The 16,134-nt window shown below is 68.7% G+C and carries 12 protein-coding genes; 4 read left to right on the top strand and 8 right to left on the bottom strand.

What is annotated here, in order from left to right; translation table 11 throughout:
• Positions 1 to 75: 75 nt before the first annotated feature.
• From H6927_05860 to H6927_05835, 6 genes are read right to left on the bottom strand one after another with little or no spacing between them, the layout of a single operon-like run.
• Entirely contained in the window at positions 76 to 867 is a 792-nt protein-coding gene (locus H6927_05860; GenBank protein ID MCP5217622.1) for an ABC transporter ATP-binding protein, read from the bottom strand.
• The gene (locus tag H6927_05855; GenBank protein ID MCP5217621.1) at positions 864 to 2,126 is read right to left on the bottom strand and encodes an ABC transporter substrate-binding protein; all 1,263 of its coding nucleotides are present in this window, start codon (positions 2,124 to 2,126) and stop codon (positions 864 to 866) included. The genes H6927_05860 and H6927_05855 overlap by 4 nt, the downstream gene beginning before the upstream one ends.
• 36 nt (positions 2,127 to 2,162) lie before the next feature.
• Entirely contained in the window at positions 2,163 to 3,236 is a 1,074-nt protein-coding gene (locus tag H6927_05850) for a branched-chain amino acid ABC transporter permease (protein MCP5217620.1), read from the bottom strand.
• Positions 3,237 to 3,250: 14 nt separating this feature from the next.
• A complete protein-coding gene (locus H6927_05845; protein MCP5217619.1) occupies positions 3,251 to 4,129 on the bottom strand; it encodes a branched-chain amino acid ABC transporter permease in 879 nt (292 codons plus the stop codon).
• Positions 4,126 to 6,063 carry an AMP-binding protein gene (locus H6927_05840; GenBank protein ID MCP5217618.1) on the bottom strand — a complete coding sequence of 646 codons (1,938 nt, stop codon included), beginning with the start codon at positions 6,061 to 6,063 and terminating at the stop codon, positions 4,126 to 4,128. Before H6927_05840 ends, H6927_05845 begins: the two co-directional genes overlap by 4 nt.
• Positions 6,064 to 6,076: 13 nt before the next feature.
• Entirely contained in the window at positions 6,077 to 6,880 is an 804-nt protein-coding gene (locus H6927_05835; protein ID MCP5217617.1) for an ABC transporter ATP-binding protein, read from the bottom strand.
• A gap of 323 nt (positions 6,881 to 7,203) precedes the next feature.
• Here H6927_05835 and H6927_05830 point away from each other — a divergent pair, with 323 nt between their 5' ends.
• Positions 7,204 to 7,911 carry a Crp/Fnr family transcriptional regulator gene (locus tag H6927_05830; protein ID MCP5217616.1) on the top strand — a complete coding sequence of 236 codons (708 nt, stop codon included), beginning with the start codon at positions 7,204 to 7,206 and terminating at the stop codon, positions 7,909 to 7,911.
• An 81-nt stretch (positions 7,912 to 7,992) separates the two neighbouring features.
• Positions 7,993 to 8,829: an rRNA pseudouridine synthase gene (locus tag H6927_05825; GenBank protein ID MCP5217615.1), complete on the top strand. Its 837-nt coding sequence runs from the start codon at positions 7,993 to 7,995 to the stop codon at positions 8,827 to 8,829.
• A gap of 35 nt (positions 8,830 to 8,864) precedes the next feature.
• On the opposite strand, the gene H6927_05820 is transcribed toward H6927_05825, so the two are convergent.
• Complete coding sequence (locus H6927_05820) at positions 8,865 to 9,869, bottom strand: sulfurtransferase (protein ID MCP5217614.1); 1,005 nt, start codon at positions 9,867 to 9,869, stop codon at positions 8,865 to 8,867.
• Positions 9,870 to 10,349: 480 nt separating this feature from the next.
• Here H6927_05820 and H6927_05815 point away from each other — a divergent pair, with 480 nt between their 5' ends.
• Together H6927_05815 and htpG are read left to right on the top strand one after the other, a co-directional pair.
• Positions 10,350 to 12,107: an FAD-dependent oxidoreductase gene (locus H6927_05815; protein MCP5217613.1), complete on the top strand. Its 1,758-nt coding sequence runs from the start codon at positions 10,350 to 10,352 to the stop codon at positions 12,105 to 12,107.
• An 81-nt stretch (positions 12,108 to 12,188) separates the two neighbouring features.
• On the top strand, positions 12,189 to 14,156 hold the full coding sequence (gene htpG / locus H6927_05810) for a molecular chaperone HtpG (protein ID MCP5217612.1): 1,968 nt from the start codon (positions 12,189 to 12,191) through the stop codon (positions 14,154 to 14,156).
• A 69-nt stretch (positions 14,157 to 14,225) separates the two neighbouring features.
• Here htpG and H6927_05805 read toward each other — a convergent pair whose 3' ends face one another.
• Positions 14,226 to 15,944, bottom strand: coding sequence for an MHS family MFS transporter (locus H6927_05805; protein MCP5217611.1), 1,719 nt, complete (start codon positions 15,942 to 15,944; stop codon positions 14,226 to 14,228).
• Positions 15,945 to 16,134: the final 190 nt, after the last annotated feature.

Below are 16,134 nucleotides of genomic sequence, written 5' to 3'. Positions count from 1 at the left end.
TCATTCGGACGACGTTTGAGACTGAATCGGATCAGGTCTTTCCCTAAATGGCACGACGACCGCGAGTCGGCCGCGTCACGCCAGCCAGCGCTTGCGCCGGCGGTAGTGCTTGACGTTGTGGTAGTCCACGCGCTCGCCGCCGCCGAGGTAGAACTCCTGGATGTCGGGGTTCTGCTTGAGCACCGCCGCCTCGCCGCTCATCACGATGTTGCCGTTCTCGATCAGGTAGGCGTGGTCGGCCACGTCCAGCGCCGCGGTGGCGTTCTGCTCGACCAGCAGCACGCTGGTCTTCTGCTCGCGGTTGATCTTGCGGATGATGGCGAAGATCTCCTTGACCAGCACCGGCGCCAGGCCAAGCGAGGGCTCGTCGAGCATGATCAGCGTGGGCTCGGTCATGAGCGCGCGGGCGATCGCCAGCATCTGCTGCTCGCCGCCCGACAGGTAGCCGGCCTTGCTGCGCATGCGCTCGGCCAGGCGCGGGAAGTAGGTGTAGGCCTGCTCGCGCAGCTCGGCGTAGCTGCGCCGGGCGGCCCGGCCGCGGTAGGCGGCCAGCAGGTTGTCGTCGGGCGTCAGGTGCTCGAAGATGCGCCGGCCCTCCATCACGTGCACCAGGCCCATGCGCACGCGCTCGGGCGGGGACAGGTGCACGATGTCCTGCCCGCGAAAGCGCACCTCGCCGCGGCGCACCTCGCCGCGTTCGGGCGCGAGCAGGCCGCTGATGGTCTTGAGCGTGGTGGACTTGCCCGCGCCGTTGGCGCCGAGCAGGGCGACCATCGCGCCCTCCTCGACTTCGAGCGAGACCCCTTTGATGGCGAGGAACACCCGGTCGTAGGCGACCTCGACATTGTTCAGGGTCAGCAGGCTCATTTCTTTTCCTTGGCCCGGGCTTCGTCTTCCTTGATGAGGTCCCAGACCACGTCCTGGTAGGCGCTGGCCCAGTCGGACTTGGGCGCCCACTGCTTGCCGTCCCATTCGGAGACGATGCCCTGGCCGCCGCCCTGGTGGTCCTTGGCGGTGATGGTCAGCGGCGGCATCAGGCCCTCGGCGTTGAAGTCCTTGAGCATCTCGAAGCCGGCCTTGAGCTTCTCGCCGGTCAGCGGCGCGCCGAGCTTCTGCACCGCCAGGCGCGCGGCCTGCACGCCGATCGCCATGCTGGCCACGCCGATGTTGTAGCCGCTCCAGCCGACGCGCTTCTTGTCGCCGCTGCCGTTGCCCGGGTTCACCACTTTTTCGACGATGCGCTTGAGGATGGGCGAGTTGGTGCCGGTGTTGACCAGGGTGACGCGCTTGACGCCCACCACCTCGTTGCCCTTGAAGGCGGACATGTCGCTTTCGGACAGCCAGAGCACCGAGTGGATGTCCTTGGGCGCGATGCCGTTGGTCACCGCGCCGCGGATCGACACCGCCTGGCCCGGGCCCGCGCCCCAGATGATGACCTTGTCCGGACGGTTCTTGCGCACCTCGCTCCAGGTGGCGGCCTGCTCGGTGCCGGGCACCGGGTAGGGGTAGAGCTTGACCTCGAAGCCCTTGGTCTTGGCCATGCGCTCGAGCAGCTCGATCGGCTCCTTGCCGAAGGCCGAGTCGATGTGCACGAAGGCGATCTTCTTGCCCTTCAGGCCGCCTTCCTTCTCGTCGATGTACTTGAGCAGGATGGCCGCCTGCGAGCGGTAGATCGCCGCCGACGGAAAGACGTAGGGAAAGGCCGTGCCGTCGGCCGCGTCGGCGCGGCCGTGGGCGAAGGCGATCATCGGCAGGTGGTCCTCGTTGGCGCGCGGCATCAGCGCGTTGGCCACCGGCGAGCTGAGGAAGTCGAAGAACACCGCGCCCGCGGCCTTGGCCTCGTTGTACTGGGCGATGCCGCGCTCGGGGTAGCTGGCGTGGTCCTTGATGATCAGCTTGACGGGCGAGCCCTCGATGCCGCCCTCCAGGTTGACCAGCTTGATGTAGTCCTGCTGGCCCTGGCTGTACTCGTCGGTCAGGAAGGTGTAGACGCGGGTGAAGTCCAGCAGCGTGGCGAACTGGATCGGCGCCTTGTCCTGCGCCCAGGCGGGGATGCCCGCCAGACTGGCCGCGGCGGCGGCCCCCAGCACGGTGCGGCGGCTGAGCGCCAGGTCATGATGTTTCATCGCGATGTCTCCTTGGGGTGGTTGACGTGAAGGGTCTCAACTCTGCGTGTGGCGGAAGGGCCAGACCAGCAGGTATTTGCGCGCGTTGTCGTAGATTTTGGCCAGGCCCAGCGGCTCGAACAAGAGGAAGCCGATGATCATGGCGCCGTAGAGCATCATCGGGATGTGCGCCATCAGCGAGGTCGAGATGTTGAGCCAGCCGCTGCCGGCCAGCCAGGCGATCAGGTTGAGCAGCACGATGGGCACCAGCAGCACGAAGCCGGCGCCCAGAAAACCCCCGATCACGCTGCCCAGGCCACCCACCAGCGCCATGGCCACCAGCTGGATGGTGACGTCGAAGTTGAACTGCGAGGGCGTGACCGCCTTGTAGAAGCAGAACGCCAGGATGGCGCCCGTCACCCCGCCGAGGAACGAGCTGATGAAGAACGCCAGCAGCTTGTAGCGGAAGATGTTGACGCCGATCACCGCGGCGGCGAAGTCCTTGTCGCGCACCGCCACCAGCGCGCGGCCGAAGCTGGTGCGCTTGATGTTGAGGATCAGCAGCGTGACCACGACCGCCCAGGTCAGCGCCAGGTAGTAGCGCGCCGTCAGGCTCTCCAGCGGGACGAAGAGAAAGCTCACCCGGGGCGTCTGCAGCGTGGCCACCGCGCCGCCCGAGATGGCGTTGACGTTGATGATGACCCAGTCCACCAGGAACTGCATCGCCAGCGTCGCCATCACCAGGTACAGGCCCTTGACGCGCAGCGCCGCCGCGCCGAACAGGCAGCCGATGACGGCCGACATCAGGCCCGCGCCCAGCAGCGCCAGCTCCAGCGGTACACCGGCGCGGGTGAGGTGGATGCTGGTGTAGGCGCCGATCGCCATCACCGCGGCGAAGCCGAAGTGCAGTTGCCCGGCCAGGCCCATCAGCAGCGTGAGCGAGAGCGTGGCGGTGCTGAAGATCAGCCACGGCAGCAGGTAGCTCGACAGGTACAGCTGGGACATGTACAGCGGCGCCAGCAGGGCCAGCGCGGCCAGGATGCCAACCTGCCAGCGGTCGGCCGGGATCGGCCAGAGCTGGCGCGTCTGGCTGTAGCGCGTGTGGTAGACGCCGGAGAGGCGGTAGAACATGGCGGTGCCTCGGTCTAGATGCGTTCGATGTCTTCGCGGCCGAACATGCCGTAGGGCCGGATCAGGATGGTCAGCAGGATGACGAGCGAGGTCACCACGTCGCGCGTGCTGCCGCCCACCATGGAGTCGACGTAGCCCGGGATCACGCTGCCCAGGATGCCGATGATCAGCCCGCCCAGCAGCGCGCCGACGATGCTGTCGATGCCGCCCAGGATGACCACCGCCACGGCCGGGAACAGCAGCGCGGTGAGCGACCAGTCCACGCCCTGCGCCGCGCCCCACAGCGTGCCGGCGGCCACGGCGCAGATGCCGGCCAGGCCCCAGGAGATGGCCACCGCGTGCTCCACCGAGATGCCCACCGACCAGCTCGCGACGTGGTCGTCCGACACCGCGCGCAGCTTGGTGCCCAGGCGCGTGCGGAAGAAGGCCAGCGCCAGGGCGACCAGCACCAGCGCGATCGCGCCGCCCACCACGTAGGTGCGGTTGGCCAGGATGTCGCCCATGATCAGCGGCGCCAGGCCCAGGCCGATGTCGAGCTGCTTGGGCTCGGTGCCCAGCAGCCCCGGGCCGAAGCCGCGCAGGAACACGTCCAGGCCCAGCGTCAGCATCACCACCATGATGATGGGCTGGCCCACCATGGTGCGCAGCAGCAGGCGCTCGGTCACCAGGCCGAAGACGAACATCACCACGACCGCCGCCAGCGCCGCCAGCCAGATCGGCAGGCCCCAGGCGTTGAGCAGCCAGACGGCGTAGCCGCCGATCATCACCAGCGCGCCCTGCGCGAAGTTGAGCACGCCGGAGGACTTGTAGATCAGCACGATCCCGAGCGCCACCATGCTGTACATCAGCCCGGTGAGCGCGCCGTTGATCAGCAGTTCGAGAAAGTAGCTCATGGGTTCACCTTGGCGGCGGCCGGGACGTCGCGGATCGCGAGATGGCGCTTGAGCACGCCCGATTCGCCCGTCTCGTAGGTGATCTGTGCCACCGATTCGATGGCGCTGTGGCCGGCGTAGATCGCCTCGATGATGTCGGCGTAGTGCTCGGCGATCACGTTGCGGCGCAGCTTGCGCGTGCGCGTGACCTCGCCGTCGTCCGGGTCGAACTCCTTGTGCAGGTTGACGAAGCGGCGGATGCGCGTGCCCTCGGGCAGCTTGGCGTTGACTGAGGCGAACAGCTCGGCCAACAGGTCGTACACGCCGGCCTGCTGCGACAGGTCGGAGAACGAGGTGTAGGCCACGCCGTGCTCCTGCGCCCAGTGGCCCACGGCGTCCCAGTCGATGGCCACCAGCGCGGCCAGCCAGTCGCGCCCGTCGCCCAGCACGCACACGTCCTTGACGTAGGGGCTGAACTTGAGCTGGTTCTCGATGAAGGTGGGGATGAAGCGCTGGCGCGCGGTGGTGTAGACCACCTCCGAGACGCGCCCCAGCACCACCAGCTGGCCGTCGTCCTCCAGGTAGCCCGCGTCGCCGGTGTGCAGCCAGCCGTCCTGCAGGGACTGGGCGGAGGCGGCGGCATCGTCGAAATAGCCGTCGAACACGTTGCCGCCGCGCACCAGGATCTCGCCCGTGTCGCTGATCCGCAGCTCCATGCCGGGGAAGGGCTTGCCGACGGTGTGCAGCTTGACGGTGTCGGCGTCCTGCGCGGCGCACAGCGCCGAGTTCTCCGTCTGGCCGTAGAACTGGCGCAGCGGCAGGCCGAGCGCGCGGAAGAACAGGAAGATCTCCTCGCCGATGGCCTCGCCCGCGGTGTAGGCGTGGTGCGCGCGCGAGAGGCCGAGCTGGTCCTTGACCGGCCCGTAGACCAGCAGCTCGCCCAGCGCGCGCATCAGGCGCCGGCCGGCGCCGGGCGCCTTGCCCTTCAGGCGCTCGCGCTCGATGTCGATGGCCAGCGGCATGAAGCGCTCGTACAGCCAGCGCTTGAGCGGGGTCGATTCGGCAATGCCGACCTGCACCCGCGTGAGCATGGTGGACCAGGCGCGCGGCGAGGTGAAGTACACCGTGGGCGCGACCTCGCGCAGGTCGCGCTGCACCGTCTCCTGCTTCTCGGGGATGTTGACCGAGAACTGCAGCGCCAGTGCCGCCGCGACGGTGAAGATGAAGTCCCCCACCCAGGCGATCGGCATGTAGGCCATGTGCGTCTCGCCGCGGTCGAAATACCCGGCCTGGGCCGCGCTGCGCACCGCGGACAGCACGTGGCGGTGCTTGAGCGGGATGCCCTTGGGCGCGCCGGTGGTGCCCGAGGAGTGCAGCAGGATGGCCACGTCGTCGGCGCGCGGGCGCTGCAGCAGATCGTCGCGCAGGCCCGGCTGCGCCTGCAGGCGCTCGCGGCCCCGGCGCGCCAGCTCGGTGAAGGCCAGCACGCCCTCGGGCTCGTGGCCCGCCAGGCCGCGCGGGTCGTCGTAGACGATCCACTGCAGGCCCGGGTGCTGCGCGCGCAGCGCGATGAGCTTGTCCACCTGCTCCTGGTCCTCGGCGATGGCCAAGCGCACGCCCTCGCGCTGCAGCTGGCCCAGCAGCTGCTCGGGCGTGAAGTCGGGGTAGGCGGGCGAGGGCACGGCGCGCAGCGCGATCGCGCCCAGCATGCCGAAGTAAAGCGCCGGCCGGTTGTCGCCCACCACCAGCACCTTCTCGTGCGGCGCGACGCCCAGCTGCTCCAGCCCCGCGGCGGTGGCCAGCACCTGCTCCAGGTAGTCCTGCCAGCTCGTTTCCTGCCAGATGCCGCGGTCGCGCTCGCGCATGGCGACCTCGCGGCCGTGCGTGCGCGCATTGGCCGCCAGCGTGGCGATCAGGTGGTCGTGCGCGGCCGCGTCGCCGCCGGCCCGCGCCATGGTGGCGGCGTCTTCACGCAGCATGGTCCACCCCCCCGATGTAGGCGGCGATCACGTCGGGGTGGTTCACCGCCTCGCGCACCGGCCCCTCGGCAATCATGCGGCCGTTGTTCAGCACCAGCGCCCGGTCGCAGATGGCGGTGATCACGTCCATGTGGTGCTCGATGATGAGGATGGTCAGGTTCAGCGCCTCCTTGGCGTCGAGGATGAAGCGCACGATGTACTCTTTCTCCTCCTGGTTCATGCCCGCCATGGGCTCGTCCAGGATCAGCATGCGCGGCTCGGCCGCCAGCGCGCGCGCCAGCTCCACGCGCTTTTGCAGGCCCAGCGGAATCACCTCGACGTGCTCGTCGCGCACGCTCTCGAGCTGCAGCAGGTCGATGATCTCCTCGACCTTGTCGCGGTGGCGCATTTCCTCCTTCTCGGCCCACCACCAGTAGAACAGCGAGGCCAGCGCGCTCGGGCGCATGAAGATGTGGCGCCCGAGCAGGATGTTGTCGAGCACGCTCATGCCCTTGAACAGGGCCACGTTCTGGAAGGTGCGCGCGATGCCGAGCGAGGCGATGCGGTGCGGGCGCACGCCGTTGATCTGCCGCCCCTCGAAGAAGATGCTGCCCTGCTGCGGCGGATAAAAACCGGTGATGGAGTTGACCAGCGTGGTCTTGCCCGAGCCGTTGGGGCCGACCAGCCCGAAGATTTCGCCCTGCTGGATGTCCAGCGACACGTCGGCCACCGCGCGCACGCCGCCGAACCATCGGTTCACGCCGGAGCACGACAGGATCGCGTCCGAAGAAGGCTTGAAGCCGGTGGCCTGCATCTCACGCCACCCCGGCTCGCCCGCTCACGGGCGCCTGGCTGCGCGGCAAGGCCGCGCAAAGCGCTTCGGCTGGCGACATCGACATTGAATCAAGCACCCGTTCCTCGCTTTGTCTTGGGGCCGCATGGGCCGGTTGGTGCGCTGCCTCGCGCGCTGCAAGCCCATCCGCCGGATGGGCCGCCGCCATCGGTGCAGTGCCGGCAAGCTGGCTCCCGGTCATGGGGAGCCCGATCGATGAAGGGGATATTAGGTGTGGACTTTGACGTCATGTTGTCATTAGGACGACAATTGATGGGTATTCCGATCAGGTCTTTCCCTTACACATGACCATGGGCTCCACCCTGCTCGACCGACGCCGCCTGCTGACCGACAGCGAGTTGCAGGGCGTGCCCTGGCTGCCGCACCTGCTGCCCGACGAGCGCGAGCGCATCGTGCCCGAGCTGCGCGTGAGCAACGCCGCGCCGGGCGAGCTGGTGTGCCGCATCGGCCGGCCGGCCACGTACTGGTTCGGCGTCATCGACGGGCTGCTGAAGATGAACACCGTGACCGGCGATGGCCGCGCCATCACCTACTCGGGCGTGGCCGCCGGCGGCTGGTTCGGCGAGGGCACGGTGCTCAAGCGCGAGCCCTACCGCTACAACATCCAGGCGCTGCGCAACAGCCGCGTGGCGGGCCTGCCGGTGGACACCTTCCACTGGCTGCTGGACCACTCCATCGGCTTCAACCGCTTCGTGATGAACCAGCTGAACGAACGCCTGAGCCAGTTCATCGGCGTGGTCAGCGCGGGCCGCTCGGCCAGCCCGGAACAGCGCGTGGCGCGCAACCTGGCGGAGCTGGTCAACCCGGTGCTGTTTCCGGGCGTGGGCGAGGTGCTGCGCATCACCCAGCAGGAGCTGGCCTACCTGGTGGGCCTGTCGCGCCAGCGCGTGAACGAGGCGCTGGCCGCGCTGGAAGCGCGCGGCGTGCTGCGCATCGAGTACGGCGGCCTGCGCATCCTGCAGCTCGATGCCCTGCACCGCGAGGACTTCTGACAGCCCAGGTTTTTCATAAAATCGGGTTCCAGCCCCCACCAAACAAGCCCAGCAAGCTATATTTAAAATAGCAATCGACTCATGCCCGATTCCCCATCCACCACCCCCCGCTGGCGGCGCGCGCCGGCTCCCGCGGGTGGCAGCCCCGCACCGCAAGGCGGCGCCGGCACCGTGCGGCTGAACAAGCGCCTGGCCGAGCTGGGCCTGTGCTCGCGCCGCGAGGCCGACGAATGGATCGAGCGCGGCTGGGTGCGCGTGAACGGCCAGGTGGCCGTGATGGGGCTGAAGGTGTCGGCGCAGGACCAGGTCGCCGTGGACCGCCGCGCCGACGCCGCGCAGGCCGAGCGCGTCACCATCCTGCTGCACAAGCCCATGGGCTACGTCAGCGGCCAGGCCGAGGACGGGCACCAGCCGGCGGTCACGCTGGTCAACGCACGCAGCCATTGGCGCGGCGACGCGTCACGCCAGCGCTTCACGCCCACCCAGCTGCGCGGCCTGGCGCCCGCCGGGCGGCTGGACATCGACTCGGTGGGCCTGCTGGTGCTGACGCAGGACGGCCGCGTGGCGCGCCAGTTGATCGGCGAGGACTCCAGCGTGGACAAGGAATACCTGGTGCGCGTGAGCCTGGGCGAGGTGGCCACCAACGTGCAGGCCGTCTTCCCGCCCGCTCAGCTGGCGCGCCTGCGCCACGGCCTGGCGCTGGACGGCCAGCCCCTCAAGCCCGCGCAGGTGGACTGGCAAAACCCCGAGCAGCTGCGCTTCGTGCTGCGCGAGGGCAAGAAGCGCCAGATCCGCCGCATGTGCGAGCAGGTCGGCCTGCACGTCACCGGCCTCAAGCGCATCCGCATCGGGCGCGTGCAGCTGGGGCAGCTGCCGGTGGGGCAGTGGCGCTATCTGGGGCCGGACGAGACGTTCTGAAGGACGTTGGCCCGTCGCTGCGCCGACGCGCCGGTTCACTTCTTGGCCGCCAGTTCCTTTTCCAGCGTGTCGATGCGCTTTTGCATGGCCGCGATGCGCCCGTTGAGCGCGCCCACGTTGAAGGTCGTCTCGTTCTCGGCCGGCGCGTCCAGCTTGTTGCCATAGCCCAGCCAGGACGAGTCGTACACCTTCACGTTCCTGAAGCCCAGCTGCTCCAGCACGCCCGCCGTCTCGCTGGCGCGCGCGCCGGACTGGCAATACACCACGGTCTCCTTGTCCGGGTCGAGCCTGGCGTACAGCGCCTGCAGCTCGGGCGGCGCCTTCAACGACATGCCGCGGTTGTCGCCCACGCTCTTTTGCGCCAGCTTTTGCAGCGTCTCGGGGTCGCTCCAGTTCATCTCGTAGGGGATGTTGACCGCGCCCGGGATGTGCCCGCCGCGCAGCGCGCGGATGTCGGCGCCGGCAAACTCCTTGGGCGTGCGCGCGTCGACGATCTGCATGTCCGGCTTGCCCAGGCGCGCCAGCACCTCCTGCGTGCTGACGGCCACCGCCGGGTTGGGCGCCAGTGTCAGCGCGATGGGCGTGGGCTTGGCCGCGCCGGCCTCGACCGGCCCGCCCGCCGCCTGCCAGCCTTCGATGCCCTCGTGGTAGACACTGACCTTGGTGCCGCCGAAATAGCGCAGCGCGTAACGGCCGAAGTACGGGTTCCAGGTGCCGCGGCTGCCATACACCACGGTCTCCTTCGCCGGGTCAATGCCGGCGGCGCCCAGAATCCTGGCGATCTGCGCCGTGGCGATGAAATCCTCGGTGTTGGCGTCGCGCAGCACCGCCGCCGCGTCGCCCACCGACAGCGCGCCGGGCAGATGGCCCTTGGCAAAGTCCTTGTCGCCGCGCACGTCCCACACCTGCACGGGCCGCTTGAGGGCCTCCTGCACCTGCGCCGTGTCCACGATGACCTGCGCCGCGGCCTGGTTGCCCAGGCCCGCCAGGCCCCACAGCGCCAGGGCCACACCAGCCGCCCGCCAAGATTGCTTGAACATATCAACTCCTGTGTGTGTTGGGCGCCCACGCGCCCAGGGTCTTGCCCAGCCGGCGCCAGAAACGCCAAGCCGGCAAGTTATGCTGCCAGAATCGGCCGCGGGCCACCTCAGGAGACTCCACCGATGCCAACCATGTCTATCAAAACCATAGCTGACTGCGCTGCACTGACCTGCGCAAGCGCCTGATCGAGCGCTGAACCCGGGAGGTCGAGCCGCAGCCGCGCTGAAACGGCCCCGCGCCCCCTTGCATAAGCCCGGCTCGCCGGGTTTTTTTGCGTCAAGCGCGCAAGGCACAATCACCGCACCATGCCAGCGCCACGCGCGCGAGGCCGTACCGCTGCTGCAGGCGCAGCTGGCCCATGAAACTATGCATTTGATAGCTTGTCGCGCACAGTTGTTGCCAGCTACAGCCATTTTTCATATCAACCCACACTGAAGCCAACCTTCGCCTCGTCCCCTTTTGCTTGATCGCCACAAGCCATGCTGCGTCTGTCCGAACTGCGCCTGCCCCTGGCCGCGCTGCCCCTGGAGCCCGAACAACACCCCGAAGCCGCCCTGCGCGCCCTGGCCGCACAGGCGCTGGGCATCGCGCCGCAGGCCATCGCCACGCTGCACGTGCACAAGCGCAGCTTCGACGCGCGCAAGGCCGAGCTGCTGGCCGTGTACATCGTGGACGTGGCGCTGGCCGCTGGCGTGCCGCAGCAGGATGTGCTGGCGCGCCACGCCGGCCACCCGCACATCCAGCCCACGCCCGACATGGCCTGGCGCCCCGTGGGCCAGGCGCCGGGCACGGGCGCCGAGCGCCCCGTGGTGGTGGGCTTCGGCCCGTGCGGCATCTTTGCCGCGCTGGTGCTGGCGCAGATGGGCTTTCGGCCCATCGTGCTGGAGCGCGGCAAGGCGGTGCGCGAGCGCACGCAGGACACCTGGGGCCTGTGGCGCCGGCGCGTGCTTGATCCCGAGAGCAACGTGCAGTTCGGCGAGGGCGGCGCGGGCACGTTCTCCGACGGCAAGCTCTACAGCCAGATCAAGGACCCGCGCCACCTGGGGCGCAAGGTGCTGCAGGAGTTCGTGGACGCCGGCGCGCCGCCCGAGATTTTGTATGCCGCGCACCCGCACATCGGCACCTTCCGGCTGGTGAAGATGGTGCAGGCACTGCGCGCGCAGATCATCGCCCTGGGCGGCGAGGTGCGCTTCGAGCAGCGCGTGGACGACGTGCTGCTGCAGGGCCGCCACCTTCGTGCCCTGCGCGTGCACGACCTGCGCACCGGGCAGGACTACGAGCTGGCCACGTCCCACGCCGTCATCGCCCTGGGCCACAGCGCGCGCGACAGCTTTGCCATGCTGCATGCGCGCGGCGTCGCCATGCAGGCCAAGCCGTTCTCCATCGGCGTGCGCATCGAGCACCCGCAAAGCGTGATCGACCGCGCGCGCTGGGGCCAGGACGCGGGCCACCCGCTGCTGGGCGCGGCGGACTACAAGCTGGTGCACCATGCCGGCGGCGGCCGCACCGTGTACAGCTTCTGCATGTGCCCCGGCGGCACCGTGGTGGCCGCCACCAGCGAGCCCGGGCGCGTGGTGACCAACGGCATGAGCCAGTATTCGCGCGCCGAGCGCAACGCCAACGCCGGCCTGGTGGTGGGCGTGGAGCCGGCCGACTACCCGCGCGAGCCCGCCGCGTTCGAGGCCCTGCTGGGCGCCACCCATGGCGTGGAGGCGCTGCCCGCGGGCCAGACGCACCCTCTCGCCGGCATCGTGCTGCAGCGCCAGCTCGAATCGCGCGCCTTCGAGCTGGGCGGCGGCAACTACAACGCCCCGGCGCAGCGCGTGGGCGACTTCCTGGCGCGCCGCGCATCCACGGCGCTGGGCACCGTGCAGCCGTCCTACCAGCCCGGCGTGACCCCGGCCAGCATGGACGAGGCCCTGCCCGCCTACGCCACCGCCGCCATGCGCGAGGCCCTGCCCGCGTTCGCCCGCAAGATCCGCGGCTACGACATGGCCGACGCCGTGCTCACCGGCGTGGAGACGCGCACCTCGGCCCCGCTGCGCATCGACCGCGGCGAAGACTTCCAGAGCCTGAACACCCCCGGCCTGTTCCCCGCCGGCGAAGGCGCGGGCTACGCCGGCGGCATCCTGTCGGCGGGCGTGGACGGCATCAAGGTCGGCGAGGCCGTGGCCTGCGCCCTGCTGGGCCTGCCGCTGCCCTCATCGGGCGCGCGCGGCTCGGGCGGCGCGGCTTGATTCGTCCGCGGCGGCCTTGAAATCGCGCCGCCGCGATCCATTTGCTTTTCTTTGGCAACTCTCTTTCAATTCCATAAGCCCATGTCCACCACCTCCAGCACCAAACACGCCTTTCAAGCCGAAGTGGCCCAGCTGCTGCACCTGGTCACGCATTCGCTGTATTCCAACAAAGAGATTTTTCTGCGCGAGCTGGTCTCCAACGCCTCCGACGCCTGCGACAAGCTGCGCTTCGAGGCCCTGGCCGACGCCAGCCTGTATGGCGACCAGCCCGAGCTGCGCGTGCGCATCGCCTTCGACAAGGCCACCAAGACCCTGACGGTGACCGACACCGGCATCGGCATGAGCCAGGACGAAGCCGTCGCGCACCTGGGCACCATCGCCAAGAGCGGCACGCGCGAGTTCATGAGCCGGCTGTCGGGCGACCAAAAAGCAGACGCGCAGCTGATCGGCCAGTTCGGCGTGGGCTTTTACTCAGGCTTCATCGTGGCCGACCGCATCACCGTCGAATCGCGCCGCGCCGGCCTGCCGCCCGAGCAGGGCGTGCGCTGGACGAGCGAGGGCAGCGGCGACTTCCAGGTCGAGGCCATCACGCGTGCCGAGCGCGGCACCAGCGTCACGCTGCACCTGCGCGAGGACGCGCTGGAGTACGCCGACGGCTGGCGCCTGAAGGAGCTGATCAACAAATACTCCGACCACATCGCCCTGCCCATCCAGATGGAGGGCGAGACGTGGGAGGACGGCAAGGAGGAAGGCCAGCCCGGCCAGATGGTCAAGACCGGCGAGTGGGAAACCATCAACCAGGCTACCGCGCTGTGGACGCGGCCCAAGAAGGACATCAGTGACGAGCAGTACACCCAGTTCTACGAGCAGATCGCGCACGACTGGCAGCCGCCCCTGGCCTGGACGCACAACCGCGTGGAAGGCAGCACCGAATACACCCAGCTGCTGTACGTGCCCAGCCACGCGCCGTTCGACCTGTGGGACCGCGAGAAGAAGGCCGGCGTCAAGCTGTACGTCAAGCGCGTGTTCATCATGGACGAGGCCGAGCAACTGCTGCCGCGCTACCTGCGCTTCGTCAAGGGCGTGATCGACTCGGCTGATTTGCCGCTCAACGTCAGCCGCGAGCTGCTGCAGGAAAGCCGCGACGTGCGCGCCATCCGCGAGGGCAACACGCGCCGCGTGCTGGGCCTGCTGGAAGACCTGGCCAAGGCGCCCGCAGCTGCCGCCGCCGCGCCTGCGGCCGACGACGCCGAAGTGACCGACGTGCAGGATAAGAACGAAGGCAAGGCCGAAGACAAATACGCCACCTTCTGGCGCGAGTTCGGCGCCGTGCTGAAGGAAGGCCTGGGCGAAGACGCCGGCAACCGCGAGCGCATCGCCAAGCTGCTGCGCTACGCCAGCACCACCAGCGACAGCGCCAGCGTGACGCTGGGCGACTACAAGGCGCGCATGAAGGAAGGCCAAAAGGCCATCTACTACATCACCGCCGATTCGCTGGCGGCGGCCAAGGGCAGCCCGCAGCTGGAGCTGTTCAAGAAAAAGGGCATCGAGGTGCTCCTGATGACCGGCCGCGTGGACGAGTGGTCGCTGTCCTTCCTGCGCGAGTTCGACGGCACGCCGCTGCAGTCGGTGGCCAAGGGCGCGGTCGACCTGGGCGAGCTGCAGGACGAGGCCGAGAAGAAGGCCGCCGAGGAAGCCGCCGAAGCCGTCAAGCCGCTGATCGAGCGCCTGAAGGCGGCGCTGAAGGACAGCGTGGAAGACGTGCGCGTCACCACGCGCCTGGTCGACTCGCCCGCCTGCCTGGTGGTCAAGGACAGCGGCATGAGCCTGCAGCTCGAGCGCCTGATGCGCCAGGCCGGCCAGGCCGTGCCCGCCACCAAGCCGGTGCTGGAGATCAACCCCGAGCACCCGCTGGTGAAAAAACTGGAGGGCAACCCGCATTTCGACGACCTGGCCCACATCCTGCTTGACCAGGCGCTGCTGGCCGAGGGTGGCCTGCCACAGGACCCCGCCGCCTACGTGCGGCGCGTGAACGCGCTGCTGGTCTGACTGAGCGAACCCCACGCAGCAAAAGGCCCGCGCATGCGCGGGCCTTTTGCTGCGAGCCTGCCGTGCAGGTCAATCCGTCGCGTAGATGTCCACGTCCTTGGTCTCGCGGAAGAACAGCAGGCCGACCACCAGGGTGGCCGCCGCGATCACGATCGGATACCACAGGCCGTGGTACATGTTGCCGTTGGCGGCCACCATGGCAAACGAGATGGTGGGCAGCATGCCGCCGAACCAGCCGTTGCCGATGTGGTAGGGCAGGCTCATCGAGGTGTAGCGGATGCGGGTGGGGAACAGCTCCACCAGCGCGGCGGCGATCGGCCCGTAGACCATGGCCACGTAGACCATCAGCACCGCCAGGATGGCCACGATCAGCGGCTTGTTCATCTTGGCCGGGTCGGCCTTCGCGGGGTAGCCGGCAGCCTTCAGCGCCGCGCTCACCTGCTTCTTGAAGTCGGCGATGGCGGCCTCGCTCTCGGCGTCGAACGCCTGGCCCACCACCCGGCCCGAGGGCGCGGTGATGACCGTGTCGCCGATGCGCACCGTGGCGTGCCCGCCCATGGCCGACGCGTTCTTGTAGCTCACCGAGTTCTGGGCCAGAAAGCGCTTGGCGATGTCGCACGAGGTGCGGAAGTCGATCGCCCGCGCCACCGGCTTGCCGCCGAACGAGCAGTCGCGCCGCGCGGCCGTGACCACCACCTCGGCCTTGGCCTGCGCCAGGGCCAGGTCGGGGTTGGCCGCCTGCGTCAGGGCGTGGAACAGCGGGAAATAGGTCAGCACCGCCAGCAGCAGGCCGGCCATGATGATGGGCTTGCGGCCCACGCGGTCGGACAGTGCGCCGAAGACGACGAAAAACGGCGTGCCGATGAGCAGCGCCACGGCGATCAGGATGTCGGCCGTCGTCAGGTCCACCTGCAGCACCTTGGTCAGGAAGAACAGCGTGTAGAACTGCCCGGTGTACCAGACCACCGCCTGCCCGGCCACCAGGCCGAACAGGGCAAGCAGCACCAGGCGCAGGTTCTTCCAGTGCGTGAACGACTCGGTCAGGGGCGCCCGCGACACCTTGCCCTGCGCCTTGATGCGCTGGAAGGCCGGCGACTCGGCCAGCGACAGCCGGATCCACACCGACACCACCAGCAGGCCGATGGAGGCCAGGAAGGGAATGCGCCAGCCCCAGTCGGCAAAGGCCTCCTCGCTCATCAGGTTGCGCACGCCCAGGATCACCAGCAGCGACATCATCAGGCCCACCGTGGCCGTGGTCTGGATCCAGGACGTGTACAGGCCGCGCTTGCCCGGCGGCGCGTGCTCGGCCACGTAGGTGGCCGCGCCGCCGTATTCGCCGCCCAGCGCCAGGCCCTGCAGCATGCGCAGGGCAATCAGCACGATGGGCGCGAACACGCCCAGGGTGCCGTAGGTGGGCAGGATGCCGACCAGGAAGGTCGTCAGGCCCATGATGACGATGGTGACCAGGAAGGTGTACTTGCGCCCGATCATGTCGCCCAGGCGGCCGAACACCAGCGCGCCGAACGGCCGCACGATGAAGCCGGCGGCAAAGCCCAGCAGCGCGAAGATGAAGGCCGAGGTGGGATCGAGCCCGGTGAAGAACTGCTTGGCGATGATGCCGGCCAGCGCGCCGTAGAGGTAGAAGTCGTACCACTCGAACATCGTGCCCAGCGAGGAGGCGAAGATGATCTTGCGGTCGGTTCTCCGGTCGGCCCGGGCGGCCCGCGCCGGCGGCGCCATGATGCCAGCGGCCTCCGGGGCCGACTTCGATGCCTGTGCTGCGGTCATGCTGGGTGGTTCTCCTCGATCGATCCTGGGTACCGACGTCCTCCCCCATCGGATGCGGCAGGCGCACGCGCCATTATTTCGGCACATGAGGACTTGGTTATTACATTTCTTGACGACCGAGCGCGCGCACCAGCCGGCATCGCATGCCTCGCCAGCGCCGGCAAAGTGAAGGTTTGTTCTTTTCAGACAA

Source organism: Burkholderiaceae bacterium (genome assembly GCA_024235995.1).
In the GTDB taxonomy this organism is placed as follows: Bacteria; Pseudomonadota; Gammaproteobacteria; order Burkholderiales; family Burkholderiaceae_C; genus Ottowia.
Note: the sequence above shows the minus strand (reverse complement) of the source record. Positions and strands in the feature narration are given on the sequence as shown.

Excerpts from the sequence above, each read along its gene's own strand:
- H6927_05840 (MCP5217618.1), bottom strand. The coding sequence starts at position 6,063 with ATGGCGCGGGCCGGCGGCGACGCGGCCGCGCACGACCACCTGATCGCC.
- H6927_05850 (MCP5217620.1), bottom strand. The coding sequence starts at position 3,236 with ATGTTCTACCGCCTCTCCGGCGTCTACCACACGCGCTACAGCCAGACG.
- H6927_05825 (MCP5217615.1), top strand. The coding sequence starts at position 7,993 with ATGCCCGATTCCCCATCCACCACCCCCCGCTGGCGGCGCGCGCCGGCT.
- htpG (MCP5217612.1), top strand. The coding sequence starts at position 12,189 with ATGTCCACCACCTCCAGCACCAAACACGCCTTTCAAGCCGAAGTGGCC.
- H6927_05855 (MCP5217621.1), bottom strand. The coding sequence starts at position 2,126 with ATGAAACATCATGACCTGGCGCTCAGCCGCCGCACCGTGCTGGGGGCC.
- H6927_05805 (MCP5217611.1), bottom strand. The coding sequence starts at position 15,944 with ATGACCGCAGCACAGGCATCGAAGTCGGCCCCGGAGGCCGCTGGCATC.
- H6927_05820 (MCP5217614.1), bottom strand. The coding sequence starts at position 9,869 with ATGTTCAAGCAATCTTGGCGGGCGGCTGGTGTGGCCCTGGCGCTGTGG.
- H6927_05835 (MCP5217617.1), bottom strand. The coding sequence starts at position 6,880 with ATGCAGGCCACCGGCTTCAAGCCTTCTTCGGACGCGATCCTGTCGTGC.
- H6927_05830 (MCP5217616.1), top strand. The coding sequence starts at position 7,204 with ATGACCATGGGCTCCACCCTGCTCGACCGACGCCGCCTGCTGACCGAC.
- H6927_05860 (MCP5217622.1), bottom strand. The coding sequence starts at position 867 with ATGAGCCTGCTGACCCTGAACAATGTCGAGGTCGCCTACGACCGGGTG.
- H6927_05815 (MCP5217613.1), top strand. The coding sequence starts at position 10,350 with ATGCTGCGTCTGTCCGAACTGCGCCTGCCCCTGGCCGCGCTGCCCCTG.
- H6927_05845 (MCP5217619.1), bottom strand. The coding sequence starts at position 4,129 with ATGAGCTACTTTCTCGAACTGCTGATCAACGGCGCGCTCACCGGGCTG.